General features: G+C 74.4%; 13 protein-coding genes. 6 read left to right on the top strand and 7 right to left on the bottom strand.

Annotated elements, in window-relative coordinates; all coding sequences use genetic code 11:
- Positions 1-142: 142 nt before the first annotated feature.
- Entirely contained in the window at positions 143-1,003 is an 861-nt protein-coding gene (locus ACFY60_RS02430; protein WP_388607448.1) for a PHP domain-containing protein, read from the top strand.
- Positions 1,004-1,806: 803 nt separating this feature from the next.
- Positions 1,807-2,412 (top strand): MarC family protein, encoded by a 606-nt coding sequence (locus ACFY60_RS02425; protein ID WP_388607451.1) that lies wholly within the window; start codon positions 1,807-1,809, stop codon positions 2,410-2,412.
- 115 nt (positions 2,413-2,527) lie between these two features.
- Here ACFY60_RS02425 and ACFY60_RS02420 read toward each other — a convergent pair whose 3' ends face one another.
- On the bottom strand, positions 2,528-2,680 hold the full coding sequence (locus tag ACFY60_RS02420; RefSeq protein WP_309057628.1) for a hypothetical protein: 153 nt from the start codon (positions 2,678-2,680) through the stop codon (positions 2,528-2,530).
- A gap of 362 nt (positions 2,681-3,042) precedes the next feature.
- Between ACFY60_RS02420 and ACFY60_RS02415 the strand changes: the two genes are divergently transcribed.
- Positions 3,043-3,876 carry an NYN domain-containing protein gene (locus tag ACFY60_RS02415; RefSeq protein WP_388608148.1) on the top strand — a complete coding sequence of 278 codons (834 nt, stop codon included), beginning with the start codon at positions 3,043-3,045 and terminating at the stop codon, positions 3,874-3,876.
- Positions 3,877-3,919: 43 nt separating this feature from the next.
- Here the strand turns inward: ACFY60_RS02415 and ACFY60_RS02410 are convergent, their stop codons facing one another.
- Both ACFY60_RS02410 and ACFY60_RS02405 read right to left on the bottom strand, forming a co-directional pair.
- Positions 3,920-4,807 carry an alpha/beta fold hydrolase gene (locus ACFY60_RS02410; RefSeq protein WP_388607453.1) on the bottom strand — a complete coding sequence of 296 codons (888 nt, stop codon included), beginning with the start codon at positions 4,805-4,807 and terminating at the stop codon, positions 3,920-3,922.
- A 136-nt stretch (positions 4,808-4,943) separates the two neighbouring features.
- Complete coding sequence (locus ACFY60_RS02405) at positions 4,944-7,685, bottom strand: DEAD/DEAH box helicase (RefSeq protein WP_389457079.1); 2,742 nt, start codon at positions 7,683-7,685, stop codon at positions 4,944-4,946.
- A gap of 487 nt (positions 7,686-8,172) precedes the next feature.
- Between ACFY60_RS02405 and ACFY60_RS02400 the strand changes: the two genes are divergently transcribed.
- Entirely contained in the window at positions 8,173-8,895 is a 723-nt protein-coding gene (locus tag ACFY60_RS02400) for a ferritin-like fold-containing protein (RefSeq protein WP_388607457.1), read from the top strand.
- A gap of 187 nt (positions 8,896-9,082) precedes the next feature.
- Here the strand turns inward: ACFY60_RS02400 and ACFY60_RS02395 are convergent, their stop codons facing one another.
- The 4 genes from ACFY60_RS02395 to ACFY60_RS02380 form a co-directional block, all read right to left on the bottom strand.
- Positions 9,083-9,391, bottom strand: a complete 309-nt coding sequence (locus tag ACFY60_RS02395) for a hypothetical protein (protein WP_388607460.1) — start codon at positions 9,389-9,391, stop codon at positions 9,083-9,085.
- 251 nt (positions 9,392-9,642) lie between these two features.
- Positions 9,643-9,870 carry a DUF3107 domain-containing protein gene (locus ACFY60_RS02390; RefSeq protein WP_189800025.1) on the bottom strand — a complete coding sequence of 76 codons (228 nt, stop codon included), beginning with the start codon at positions 9,868-9,870 and terminating at the stop codon, positions 9,643-9,645.
- 151 nt (positions 9,871-10,021) lie between these two features.
- A complete protein-coding gene (locus ACFY60_RS02385) occupies positions 10,022-10,681 on the bottom strand; it encodes a TetR/AcrR family transcriptional regulator (protein ID WP_309053092.1) in 660 nt (219 codons plus the stop codon).
- Positions 10,682-10,978: 297 nt separating this feature from the next.
- Complete coding sequence (locus ACFY60_RS02380) at positions 10,979-11,194, bottom strand: hypothetical protein (RefSeq protein ID WP_309053093.1); 216 nt, start codon at positions 11,192-11,194, stop codon at positions 10,979-10,981.
- A 141-nt stretch (positions 11,195-11,335) separates the two neighbouring features.
- Here ACFY60_RS02380 and ACFY60_RS02375 point away from each other — a divergent pair, with 141 nt between their 5' ends.
- Both ACFY60_RS02375 and ACFY60_RS02370 read left to right on the top strand, forming a co-directional pair.
- On the top strand, positions 11,336-12,301 hold the full coding sequence (locus tag ACFY60_RS02375; protein WP_388607462.1) for an alpha/beta fold hydrolase: 966 nt from the start codon (positions 11,336-11,338) through the stop codon (positions 12,299-12,301).
- An 8-nt stretch (positions 12,302-12,309) separates the two neighbouring features.
- Positions 12,310-13,680: a DUF3152 domain-containing protein gene (locus ACFY60_RS02370; protein WP_388607464.1), complete on the top strand. Its 1,371-nt coding sequence runs from the start codon at positions 12,310-12,312 to the stop codon at positions 13,678-13,680.
- The last annotated feature ends 260 nt before the right edge of the window (positions 13,681-13,940 follow it).

Raw genomic sequence — 13,940 nt, 5'->3', positions numbered from 1 at the left:
TCCCACGGGAGCCCGGCCGGTCGTCCTGACGGGGCGTCCGCGTAACAGGCGTGGGCGCCACCGGCTCCGTACAAGAGCGTGCGAATCGCCCGTTATGCTGGAGTGTCCCTCCGTCCGTGCCGAGCCCCTGGAGTCCCGCGTCGTGCGCATCGATCTGCACACCCACTCCACGGCGTCCGACGGCACCGACAGTCCGGCCGAACTTGTCCGCAAGGCCGGCGCGGCCGGCCTCGACGTCGTCGCGCTCACCGACCACGACACGACCCGCGGCCACGCCGAGGCGATCGCCGCCCTGCCCGAGGGCCTGACCCTCGTCACCGGGGCCGAGCTGTCCTGCCGCCTCGACGGCATCGGCCTCCACATGCTCGCGTACCTCTTCGACCCGGAGGAGCCCACGCTCCTCGCCGAGCGCGAACTCGTCCGTGACGACCGTGTGCCGCGCGCCCGCGCCATGGTCGAGAAGCTCCAGGACCTCGGCGTTCCCCTCACCTGGGACCAGGTCGCCCGCATCGCCGGAGACGGCTCCGTCGGCCGCCCGCACGTCGCCGAGGCCCTCGTCGAGCTCGGGGTCGTACCGGACGTGTCCGGCGCGTTCACGCCGCAGTGGCTCGCCGACGGCGGCCGCGCCCACGTCCGGAAGCACGAGCTGGACCCCTTCGAGGCGATCCGGCTGGTCAAGGCGGCCGGCGGCGTCACCGTCTTCGCGCACCCCCTGGCGGTCAAGCGCGGCGCGTGCGTCCCCGAGGCCGCGATAGCCCGGCTGGCCGAGGCGGGGCTCGACGGCATCGAGGTCGACCACATGGACCACGACGAGCCGACACGCGCCCGGCTGCGGGGCCTCGCGAAGGAGCTGGGTCTGCTGACGACGGGCTCGAGCGACTACCACGGCAGCCGCAAGACGTGCGGACTCGGCGAGTACACCACCGACCCCGAGATCTACGGCGAGATCATCCGCCGCGCCACCGGCGCGTTCCCGGTCCCCGGCACCGGGGGAGCCGCCTAGCCCCACAGGGCGCGGTGCCTCCGGCGGGGCGGGTCGCCCCTTCGGGCGCCGTACGGCCGCGACGCCCGGCTCCGGCCGGACCGGCGTGACCGGGACGCGAGCGCGATCCGGTCACCAGGCCGGCTCGGTCGGTCGGTGCGTACGGGCCTCCGGGACAACCTGGCGGTCGACCCCCCATCGCGCCGAGGGAGCGAACCCCGGCGGTCGCGGGTCGGCCCGTAGCCCCGTCGTCCGGTACGGCGACGGACTCGGGTTTCCGGCGGGTTACCCCGGGCGGCTCCCCGGTCGAGGCCCAGGGTGGCTCGGATGCCGGTCCGCTCGTCGGGCTTGCGGTCGGGTCCGCCGGACGGGCCGTGCGCCCGGCAGGCGGCCGGTCGGCTCGATCGATGGGTGGCGCACGGGTCCTCGGACTCCGGTGGCCGGTCCGTACGGGCCTCCGGGCTCCCGGCTCGGCGGGCGGGTTCGTACGGGCCTTCCGGCCCCGCGACCTCGCCACGGACCCGCTCGGGCTGCCGTCCGGCAGGGCCTCGCGGCTCGTGACGGACGGCACCCGGCCCGTTCGCGGGGCGGCTGCCCGGACGTCAGGGCCACGGCGCTCCCGGTCCGCAGCGCCCACCCCACGGGTCCCGCGGCACCCCGCCCCGCCCCGTACAGCTTCATGTCCGCTCGACGCCGGTGAGCAAGGCGGCACACGCCCTTGCTCGCCTGTGGCGGGCACGCGCGCCCCTACGGCGGAATCACAGATTCCGACGGTGGGGGCGTCCTCCGCAACCGATCCACCTCTCCCCGCAAGGCACCCCACCGTGTTCGACGTCGCCGTCTTCGGCTCGCTCTTCCTGACCCTCTTCGTGATCATGGATCCCCCGGGAATCACCCCGATCTTCCTCGCCCTGACCTCCGGCCGCGCCACCAAGGTGCAGCGCCGGATGGCGTGGCAGGCCGTCGCCGTGGCGTTCGGCGTCATCACCGTCTTCGGCATCCTCGGGCAGCAGATCCTCGCCTACCTGCACGTCTCCGTCCCCGCCCTGATGATCGCGGGCGGCCTGCTGCTCCTGCTCATCGCGCTCGACCTGCTCACCGGAAAGACCGACGAGCCCAAGCAGACCAAGGACGTGAACGTCGCGCTCGTCCCGCTCGGCATGCCGCTCCTCGCCGGGCCGGGCGCGATCGTGTCCGTGATCCTCGCCGTGCAGCACGCGGACAGCGCGAGCGCGCAGATCTCCGTCTGGGCGGCCATCGTGGCCATGCACCTCGTCCTCTGGCTGACCATGCGCTACTCGCTGCTGATCATCCGGGTCATCAAGGACGGAGGCGTGGTGCTCGTGACGCGCCTCGCCGGCATGATGCTCTCGGCCATCGCCGTGCAGCAGATCATCAACGGCGTCACCCAGGTGATCCGGGGCGCCTGACCCGCGCGGGCTCCCGTCCGCGCCCCGCCCCAGGACACCACTGCGCCCCCGTGCGGATTCCGTCTGGGCGGAGTCCACGCGGGGGCGCGGTGCGTTATGTGGACCGTCAGGCCTGTTACAAGGCCGAGGTCTCGGCGGGTCGGATCCAGATGCGCTGGCCGATCGCTGCGGCCTGCTGCACGATCCCGTTGACGGAGGCGGCGTCCACGACGGTCCTGTCCACGGGCGTGCCGTCGACGTCGTCGAGTCGCAGAATTTCGAAGCGCACAGGCTTCTCCCTTCGTCTGAGTTGATCCTCCTGGTGGAGAACTGTGTGACATACGGGTTCAACGAGATGCATCCTGCAAACATTCCTTACGCTAAGGAAAATTTTCGGATGGCTAACTACTGGCGGGTAGGGCGCGTCCGGCGGAGAATGAGGCGCGTATGAACGACGACGCTCGGACCACCTCCTCCGCCACCCCGGCCGCGCCCCTGCCTTCGGACCCGCCGACGGCACCGCCTCCCGGCCCCGCCCGCGACGAGGACACCGGTCCCACCCCTCCCTCCGCTCCCCGCGACCCGGCCGCCGACGCCCGCCTGCGCGCGCTCGACGCACGCCTGGAACGCACCAACGAACTCCTGCAGCGCATGCTGGCGGAGGTCGCCAAAACGCCCTCCACCCACGCCATCTTCGTGGACGCGGGTTACGTCCATGCTGCGGCCGGATTGCTGGTGGCGGGAACCGAGGACCGGCGCTCCTTCGACCTCGACGCCGAGGGCCTCATCGACGCCTTCATCGACAAGGCGCGCACGATCTTCGCGGACAGCCGTCTCCTGCGTGTCTACTGGTACGACGGCGCCCGCCGCCGCATCCACACCCCCGAGCAGCAGGCCATCGCGGAACTCCCCGACGTCAAGGTCCGCCTCGGCAACCTCAACGCCAACAACCAGCAGAAGGGCGTCGACTCCCTCATCCGCAGCGATCTGGAGTCCCTCGCCCGCCACCGTGCCATCAGCGACGCGGCGCTCGTCGGCGGCGACGAGGACCTGGTCTCCGCCGTGGAGGCCGCGCAGGGCTACGGGGCCCGCGTGCACCTCTGGGGCATCGAGGCCGCCGAGGGCCGCAACCAGGCCGAGGCACTGCTCTGGGAGGTCGACAGCCAGCGCACCTTCGACCTCGACTTCTGCCGGCCGTACGTGACCCGCCGGCCCGTCACGATGTACGAGAACGAGGGCGAGCCCCCGCCCTCCCGCGACGAGGTCCGCTTCATCGGCGCCCGGATCGCCGCCACCTGGCTCGCCGAACGGGGCCGGGACCAGCTCGCCGAGCTCCTGCCCGGTGATCCCTACCTCCCCGGGCCCGTCGACCAAGATCTCCTGATGGAGGCCGAGGGGCTGCTCAGCCGCTCACTGCGCGGCCACGCCGCCCTGCGGCGGGCGCTGCGCGACGGCTTCTGGCAGCACCTCCGGTCACAGTACTGACGGCGGCGTTCCGGGCACCGGACGTCCCAGGGCGCCGAAGGCCTCAGGGGGCCGTACCCACCCGGACGGGGGCGTCGGCCCGCTGCCAGAACGCCGTCAGACGGTCGGCCAGCTCCTTCGGATGCGAGACGTTGGGGGAGTGGCCCGCGCCCGGCAGAACCGTGTGGTGCGCCCCCGTACGGGCCGCCGCGGCCGCCAGCTCGGCCGGCGGCCAGACCATCTCGTCGGAGCCGTAGACGATGTGCAGCGGCATCCGCAGGGCGGCGAGTTCCGCCGTACCGTCCGGGTCCCGCAGCAGCAGCCGCCCCGCCCCCGCCAGCTGGGAGATCCGCGTCCGCATCCAGCGGCGCCGCAGGAAACCCACGATCTCCGGGGGGTCGGCCGCCTCGGGTTCCTCGCCCCGGCTGTCGAGCCAGCGCGTCGCCGCCCACACCTGTTCCTTCGGCAGGACGGCGAGGGCGCCCCGCAGGGCGCGGACCCGGATCCGCTGGGCCCGTGCCACCCGGCCGGGCCCCGAGGACAGCAGGGTGAGCGACAGGAAGGCGTCCGGCGCGAGGGTGGCGGCCGAGCGGGCCACGAGACCGCCGAAGGAGTGGCCGAGCAGGTGCACCGGACCGTTGCCGAGGGCCCCGGCCTGCGCCGCCGTGTCGAGGGCGAGTGCCCGTCGCCGGTAGGCGGCCCGGCCCCGGGGGCCCGGCGACTCGTGCTGGCCGCGGCCGTCCACGGCCACCGCCCGGTAACCGGCCTCGCCGAGCGGCCCGAGCAGGGCGAGGAAGTCCTCCTTGCTGCCGGTGTAGCCCGGCAGCAGGAGGACCGTTCCGCGCCGCTCGCCCGCCGGTGCGGTGTCGAGCACCGCGAAGTCGCCCCGCGCGGTGACGAGACGGCGGGCACGGGTGCGGGGCGGCAGCACGAGGGTCCGGGGCTTGCTCATGTCTGGACTGTAGCCCTGGCCACCGGGCGTGGCCCGACCGGACGGCACACCCGCGGCGCGCCCACCGGCGGACACGGCCGCGGCCCGGTTCCGGAGCATCCGGAACCGGGCCGCGAGGCGCGTGACGTGCGGGAGATCAGCTCTCCGGCTCGGCCGCCGCCTTCTTGGTCGTACGGCGACGAGGCGTGGCCTTCGGGGCCTCCTCGGCCGCCACCGGGGCGGACTCCGCCGCGGCGGCCTTCTTCGTCACCCGGCGGCGGGGGGCCGCCGTCTGGGGCTCGGAAGCGGCGGGCGCCTCGGCGGCGACGGCCTTCTTGGTGGTGCGGCGCCGGGTGGTCTTGGGGGCTTCCTCGGTGACTTCGGGTGCCTCGGTGACGTCGGCGGCGACGGCCTTCTTGGTGGTGCGGCGGCGCGTGGTCTTGGGGGCTTCCTCGGTGGCCTCGGGTGCCTCGGTGACGTCGGCGGCGACGGCCTTCTTGGTGGTGCGGCGCCGGGTGGTCTTGGGGGCTTCCTCGGTGACTTCGGGTGCCTCGGTGACGTCGGCGGCGACGGCCTTCTTGGTGGTGCGGCGGCGCGTGGTCCTGGGGGCTTCCTCGGTGGCCTCGGGTGCCTCGGTGACCTCCGCGGCGACGGCCTTCTTGGCGGTACGACGGGTGCGCGGCGCCGGGACCTCGGCGACGGCCTCCTGCTCGGGAGCGGCCTGCTCCGGGGCGGACGCCACGACGATGACCTCGGCCGGCGCGGTCGTGGTGACCGGGGAGCCGGCGGCGCGGCGCGCGGTGCGGCGGGTGCGCGGGGCCTTCGGAGCCTCTTCCACCGGTGCCTCGGCGGTCTCCGTCACGACGGCGGCCTCGGCCGGCGCGGTGGCGGTCACGGGGGAGCCGGCGGCGCGGCGGGCGGCACGGCGGGTGCGCGGGGCCTTCGGGGCCTCCTCCGCCGGTGCCTGGGCCTGGGCCGGCGTCTGGGCCCGGACGGCCTGCGGTGCCTCGGCGGCGGCCTTCGGCGCCTCCGTACGAGCCGCGGCGGCGGCAGCGGCCTCCGCACGCAGCGCCGCGGCGGCGGTCTCGACCGTCTGGAAGGACACGGTGTCCTCCGCCGGGCGCACGATGCGCGGCCGGCGGCGGCGCGGCGCGGGCGCCACGACCTCGGCGGCCGGGGCCGCGGGGGCCTCCGGGCGGGCGGTCCGGCCGCGGCGGCGCGGGGCCCGCTTCGACTGCTCGTCGACCGGGGCCTCGGCGGCCTCGGGCTTCCGGACAGCCTCGGTGCTCGGTGCCTCGGCGGTCTTGCGGTCCTCGGTGGCCTTCGGTGCCTCGGCGGCCTGCGGGGCCTCGATCACCTGGCGTACCTCGGTCCGCGGGGTCTCCACCGCCGGAGCCACCGAAGCGGTCTCCTTGACGGGGGCGGCGGGCGTGGCGGCGTGGGCCACCGGCACCGTGCCCGTACCGGCGCCGCGCGTACGGCGACGGCGGCGCGGGGTACGGGGACCGGCCGGAGCCTCCTCGGCGGGAGCCGCGGGGGCCTCCGCCGGAGCGGCCGTCACCGTGGCGTCGGCCGTCGCGGGCGCGTCGGCGAGGGTGCCGCCGCCGCCCCGGGTCCGGCGACGCTGGCGCGGGGTCCGCGTGCGCTCCTCCGGACGCTCCTCGGCCGCCGGCTTCTGCTCGCGGCCACCGCGGCCGCGCCGGCCGCCCGGCTCGCCCAGGTCCTCCAGCTCCTCCGCGCCCAGACCCGCACGGGTCCGCTCGGCGCGGGGCAGGATGCCCTTGGTGCCCGCCGGGATGTCCAGCTCCTCGAACAGGTGCGGGGAGCTCGAGTAGGTCTCGACCGGGTCGTGGAAGTCCAGACCGAGCGCCTTGTTGATGAGCTGCCAGCGCGGGATGTCGTCCCAGTCGACCAGCGTCACCGCCGTACCCTTCGCACCCGCGCGGCCGGTGCGGCCCACGCGGTGGAGGAACGTCTTCTCGTCCTCCGGCGACTGGTAGTTGATGACGTGCGTGACGCCCTCGACGTCGATGCCACGCGCGGCGACGTCGGTGCAGACGAGCACATCGACCTTGCCGTTGCGGAAGGCGCGCAGCGCCTGCTCGCGGGCGCCCTGGCCGAGGTCGCCGTGGACCGCGCCGGAGGCGAAGCCGCGACGCTCCAGCTGCTCGGCGATGTCGGCGGCCGTGCGCTTGGTGCGGCAGAAGATCATCGCGAGCCCGCGGCCGTTGGCCTGCAGGATGCGGGAGACCATCTCCGGCTTGTCCATGTTGTGCGCGCGGTAGACGTGCTGCTTGATGTTGGCGACGGTCACGCCCTCGCCGTCGGGCGAGGTGGCGCGAATGTGCGTCGGCTGCGACATGTAGCGGCGGGCGAGGCCGATGACCGCGCCCGGCATGGTGGCCGAGAACAGCATGGTCTGACGCTTCGGCGGCAGCATGTTCATGATCTTCTCGACGTCGGGCAGGAAGCCCAGGTCGAGCATCTCGTCCGCCTCGTCCAGGACGAGGACCTTGACGTGGGAGAGGTCGAGCTTGCGCTGGCCCGCCAGGTCGAGCAGACGGCCGGGGGTGCCGACGACGACGTCGACGCCCTTCTTCAGCGCCTCGACCTGGGGCTCGTACGCCCGGCCGCCGTAGATGGCGAGCACGCGGACGTTGCGCACCTTGCCGGCGGTCAGCAGGTCGTTGGTGACCTGCTGGCACAGCTCGCGGGTGGGCACGACGACGAGCGCCTGCGGGGCGTCGGTCAGCTGCTCGGGCGTGGCGCGGCCGGCCTCCACGTCGCTGGGGACGGTGACGCGCTCCAGGATCGGCAGACCGAAGCCGAGGGTCTTGCCCGTGCCGGTCTTGGCCTGGCCGATGACATCGGTGCCGGTGAGGGCGACCGGCAGGGTCATCTCCTGGATGGGGAAGGGGGTGACGATGCCGACGGCCTCAAGGGCCTCGGCCGTCTCGGGGAGGATTCCGAGCTCTCGGAAAGTCGTAGTCAGGGTGCTGCCTCTTCTGTGAGACGCGGGACGAGGCGAACGAAGGGGGTCTCACCGTGCCGGGACGCTTCCGGGCCGGATCGGGAAGATCACTGCCGGGTGACACGGGACCACTGCCGTCGCTCGAGCGTCGTACCGCTGAGGGTGACCCTTCCGCGGGTCCGCCGGAAGGGCTGTCGGGCCGGAGCCGATCGGGCCACCGACCGGGCATCCTCATTCATGAGTCGGCCCACCGAATACGTCCGAACACGCGAAAGCATGTCCGCATACTCAGCAGGCGCTTTATCACTGTACCCCGGAATCGCGCAGGTGTGTTGGGAGAAAACGGGATGAGGGCACGGTCACACTGACTGACCAGGGCCTTCGGGCGCCGTGCGGGCGGGCTATTGTGCGCTGCATGGAGACGCCTGACAACGCCACACCCACCGGGATCGCCGCCAAGGACTGGGCGACGGCATCCGCCGAGCCGCAGTACCGGGCCGCCGTGATCGACCTCCTCGGCGCCCTCGCCTACGGCGAGCTGGCGGCCTTCGAGCGGCTGGCCGAGGACGCCAAGCTGGCGCCGACCCTCGCGGACAAGGCCGAGCTGGCGAAGATGGCCTCCGCCGAGTTCCACCACTTCGAGCGGCTCCGCGACCGGCTCACCGCCGTCGACGCCGAGCCGACCGCCGCGATGGAGCCCTTCGCCAAGGCGCTCGACGACTTCCACCGCCAGACCGCCCCGTCCGACTGGCTGGAGGGCCTGGTCAAGGCCTACGTCGGCGATTCGATCGCCAGTGACTTCTACCGGGAGGTCGCCGCCCGGCTCGACTCCGACACCCGCGCCCTGGTGCTCTCCGTCCTCGACGACACCGGCCACGGCAACTTCGCCGTGGAGAAGGTCCGCGCCGCGATCGACGCCGACCCGCGGGTCGGCGGACGCCTCGCGCTCTGGGCGCGCCGCCTGATGGGCGAGGCCCTCTCGCAGGCGCAGCGCGTCGTGGCCGAGCGGGACGCCCTCTCGACCATGCTGGTCGGCGGGGTGGCCGACGGCTTCGACCTCGCGGAGGTCGGCCGGATGTTCTCCCGCATCACCGAGGCGCACACCAAGCGGATGGCCGCGCTGGGCCTCGCCGCGTAGGACCGCCGGAGCCCCCGGGGGCCGTGTCGCGGGACTCCGGACGGCCCTCCGGCCCGTACCGGGGAAGCGGACCGCGGCGGCGGTGACGACCGCCCCGGAGCTTCGGCAGCGATCCGGTACGGCCCGTCAGCAGCGGTACGCCGCCCGGGAAGTGGTCCGTGCGGAGCGCGCTCCGCACGGACGGACGTCAGAGGTGGTACGGACGGGCGGCGCCGTTCACGCCCCGGCCGAGGCCGGCTGATCGGCGCAGCCGCCGTGACGACGGGCGCACCAGCAGCGACAGCAGCACCGCCGCCACCGCGACCGCCCCGACGAGGGTGGCCAGGAAGTGACCGGGGCCCAGCGCCCCGTGCGTCACCAGCGCCCCGAAGACCCCGCCGAGCGGGCCGGCGGCGAGAACGATCCCCCGGGCGGGGAGGCGGTCGGCCAGGCGATGCGCGAACACCCAGGCCAGGGCGAAACCGAGCAGCGCGGAACCGAGGGCTTCCAGGAACACGGTGGATCACCTCGCGAGTGGTGCGGGGCGGGTGGTGCGGTCACAGCCGTACCTACCCTTCGCGTTCCGAGGGCAATCCTCCCCGTACGCCCTGACGTGGCCGAACGCGGCAAAAGGGGGACACCCGGACGAACCCGGCGCTTTCGCGCCCCGAGCGGCGCACGGGCGCCGACGGAAAAAGGCCCGGCGGACCGAGACGGTCCACCGGGCCTTTTTCCGTGCGGATCCACGGACCGGGCCGGGATCGGGGTTCAGAGCGCGCCGAAGCCCACCCGGCGCACCGCGGGCTCACCGAGCTCCACGTACGCGATCTTCTCGGCCGGGACCAGGACCTTGCGGCCCTTCTCGTCCGAGAGGCTGAGCAGCTGCGCCTTGCCGGCCAGCGCGTCGGCCACCGCGCGCTCGACCTCCTCGGCGGACTGCCCGCTCTCCAGAACGATCTCCCGGGGTGCGTGCTGCACGCCGATCTTGACCTCCACGGCTATGTCCCTCCGAACGGTCAGCGTTGCGCGGTTGCCGCGCCGTACGCTGCACACATTAGCCCGGTGAGGGGACGCGCACGGCTCAGCCGCAGCACGCCAGGAGCGAACAGCCGGCGGGAATGTCCCCGGCGGGGAGGGTCCGGAAGGGTCAGTGACCCTCGGCGCTCAGCTGGCCTTCCGACGGGTGCAGCGGGAAACCGGCGATGCCGCGCCAGGCGAGCGAGGTCAGCAGCGCCACCGCCTTGTCGCGGGGGATCGGGGACTCGCTGGACAGCCAGTAGCGGGCGACGACCTGCGAGACGCCGCCGAGGCCCACGGCCAGCAGCATGGACTCGTCCTTGGACAGGCCCGTGTCCTCCGCGATCACGTCGGAGATCGCCTCGGCGCACTGCAGGCTCACCCGGTCCACGCGTTCGCGCACGGCCGGCTCGTTGGTGAGGTCGGACTCGAAGACCAGCCGGAAGGCGCCGCCCTCGTCCTCCACGTACGCGAAGTACGCGTCCATGGTGGCCGCGACCCTCAGCTTGTTGTCCGTGGTGGAGGCCAGCGCCGTCCGCACGGACTGCAGGAGCGCCTCGCAGTGCTGGTCGAGCAGGGCCAGGTAGAGCTCCAGCTTCCCGGGGAAGTGCTGGTAGAGCACCGGCTTGCTGACGCCCGCGCGCTCGGCGATGTCGTCCATGGCCGCCGAGTGGTAGCCCTGGGCGACGAAGACCTCCTGGGCCGCGCCGAGGAGCTGGTTCCGTCGGGCACGTCGCGGCAGGCGCGTGCCCCGAGGGCGTGCTGCCTCTGTCTGCTCGATGGCGCTCACGCGGCCTCCCAAGAATCGATCCATGCGCGCTGTCGCGACGCGCCGCCATCGTACTTTTGGGTAACGCGGCTGTGCGCGGTGCGAACGCAGAATTTCACGGACCGGACGCCCTGGTCGACAGCCGGTTGCGTGCGGAGGACGGACGGAGCGGCCGGCCGGCCGGCGCCGGAGCGCCGGTCGACCGTCCTCGGCCACCCGTCACACGGCTCGGACGCCCCGTCCGCCGGCGCCGGACGCCACGGCCCCGAACCCGTCCTCGGTCACCGGGGACGGTGCCGTCCGGGCCGGTGCCCGGTCTCAGCGGTAGTCGTCCTCGTCGAGCGCGACGACCCGCGCCTGCTCGGTCGCGTCCGCCTCGTTCGCCGACTCGTGCGCGACGTGCGTGAGCGGTTCGTCCTCCCGCTGCTGCAGTTCGGTCTGCTGCTCGGCGGCGTCGGCCTCCGGGATCTCCTCGTCGAGCACGGCGTCCTCTTCCTCTGCGAAGGTGTCCGGCTCGGTCGGATCGACAGTCATGCGCTTCCTTCCGGCACGGGAGCGGCGGGCCGGTGCGACGGCCCCTCTCATCGAGCGTATGAGCAGGAACGCCCCTCCGCACACGCGCGTGTGACCGCACCCACACGCGCCGCCGCGTGATCGTCTCGTAATATTGCGGCCATGTCCTCGACCGAGCTGCCGGAAACCCGGAGCGCCGCCGCGCCCCCGGCGTCCCGGATCCGCACCGTACGGGTCGCCGACGGCGAGGAACTGCGCTCCGTCGCGCTCCCCGGGCTCACGCTCACCGTGCGGGCCCGCCCCGGCGACCGGCCCGGTCTGCCGCCCGCCCTGTACGTCCACGGCCTCGGCGGTTCCTCGCTGAACTGGTCGACCCTGATGCCGCTGCTCGCGGACACCGTGGACGGCGAGGCCGTCGACCTGCCCGGCTTCGGCGACTCCCCGCCGCCCGACGACGGCAACTACTCGGTCACCGGGCACGCCCGGGCCGTCATCCGGCTGCTGGACGCCGGCGGCCGCGGCCCCGTCCACCTCTTCGGCAACTCGCTGGGCGGCGCCGTCGCCACCCGCGTCGCGGCCGTCCGCCCGGACCTGGTGCGCACCCTCACCCTGATCTCCCCGGCCCTGCCCGAACTGCGCGCCCAGCGCGGCGCCTGGCCGACAGCGCTCCTCGCCCTCCCCGGCATCGCCCCCCTCTTCTCCCGGCTCACCCGGGACTGGACGGCCGAGCAGCGGGTCCGCGGCGTCCTCGGCCTCTGCTACGGGGACCCGGGCCGCGTCACCGACGAAGGACTGCGGCACGCCGTCGAGGAGATGGAGCGCCGCATGGCGCTCCCGTACTTCTGGGACGTCATGGCCCGCTCCTCGCGCGGCATCGTGGACGCCTACACCCTGGGCGGCCAGCAGGGCCTGTGGCGCCAGGCGGAGCGGGTCCTCGCCCCGACGCTCCTCGTGTACGGGCGGCGCGACCGGCTCGTCTCGTACCGGATGGCCCGGCGGGCCGCCGCCGCCTTCCGGGGCTCGCGTCTGCTGACCCTCCCCGACGCGGGGCACGTGGCGATGATGGAGTACCCCGAGACGGTCGCGCAGGCCGCCCGGGAACTGATCGCCGACCACGGCGGGAGCTGATCCGGGGCGTGGGACGACACAGCCGCAAGGGCGCCGCGCCCTCGCTCTCCGACACCGGCCGCGTGCCCGTCGTGGAAGAGGGCACCGGAACGGGCAGGCGCCGCAAGCCGCAGAGCCCGGCCGACCGGGAGCCCCAGGCCGCCCCGGCGCAGAACCCCCGCCCGTACGGGGCGCCGGCCGCGCGCCCCGCGCCCGGCGCGTACGGCACCCCGGCGCAGGGGACGCCCGCACACGGGACCCCGGCGTACGGCACTCCCGCCCACGGCACTCCCGCGTACGGCTCCGTGCCGGGCGGTGCCCGGGACGCGCGTCCTTCCGCGCACGGCGGCCCGGTGCGTGGCGGGCACCCGGCCCACGACGAGGGCGGTGCCCCTCCGCCGGTGCGGCGCGCGACGCCCCGTACCCCCGCGGCCGGTCCGGGCGCCGCCGGGGCGTCCGGCCGCCGGGCCGGGTCCGTCCCCGGCCCGCGCACGGACAGCGCCCCCCAGGGACCCGCCGACGCAGGTCGCCAGGAGACCGACGGCCGCGACGGGGCCGACGGCCGCACCGGCCGGGGGCGCGGCCTCACCTACGCGGGGATCGCGGCCGCCGCCGTCACCACCGTCCTCGCCGTCGTCGTCGCCGGACAGGTCGCCGAACGGCAGAAGGGCCCGGGCGCCGCGCGCGCCGCCGAGGCCGCCGGGGGACGCGTCTCCGACGACACCGCCTCGCGCTCCGACGGGCGGTCCGTGCCCAGGACCCCGCCGGCCGCCCCAGCCCCTCGCAGGACGTCCGCGCCGACGTACGAGCAGCTCATGACCCGCCAGTTCCCGATCGACCCGAAGCTCACCGGCAACGGCGAGTTCCAGGCCGTGCCGGGCTATCGGAAGGCGCCCGGCAAGGGGCGTCTGATCCGCTACCGGATCGACGTCGAGAAGGGCATCGGTCTCGACCCCGCCCTCTTCGCCGACGCCGTCCACAAGACCCTGAACGACCCGCGCAGCTGGGCCGGCCGGGGCGCCATGGCCTTCGAGCGGATCGCGACCGGGGAGCCGGAGTTCGTGGTGACCCTCGCCAGCCCCGGGACGACGGCGAAATGGTGCGCCAAGTCGGGGCTCGACACCACTGTCGACAACGTCTCCTGCGACTCCGCCTCCACCGAGCGCGTCATGATCAACGCCTTCCGCTGGGCCCAGGGCTCCGAGACCTTCGGGCCCAAGGCGATGCACGCCTACCGTCAGATGCTCATCAACCACGAGGTCGGACACCGGCTCGGCAACGGCCACGTCAACTGCCGCACGCCCGGAGCCCTCGCCCCCGTGATGCAGCAGCAGACGAAGTCCCTGGAGATCGACGGCGTCAAGTGCCGCCCGAACCCGTGGGTCCACCCCGGCCACTGAGGCCTTTCCCGCGCGGCCCCGCCGTTCGACGGCCCGGCCGAGGAGCGGCCCGGGGTTGACGCTGGGTGATCATCCGGACGCGTATCGCAACGGAACGCCGTCCCGTCGGCAAAGTTACGCGCATTCACCCCTTCCGGTGGTGGGGGGGGGGGGGGGGGCGGGGGGGGCCCCCGGGGGGCCCCGGCCCCCCCCGGGGGGGGGGGGGGGGGGGCCGCCCCCCCCCCCCCCCGGCCGGGCCGGGCGCGGGGGCCGCGGGGGGC

Origin of the sequence: Streptomyces sp. NPDC012827 (assembly GCF_042900905.1) — a bacterium.
Lineage (GTDB): Bacteria > Actinomycetota > Actinomycetes > Streptomycetales > Streptomycetaceae > Streptomyces > Streptomyces gulbargensis.
Note: the sequence above shows the minus strand (reverse complement) of the source record. Positions and strands in the feature narration are given on the sequence as shown.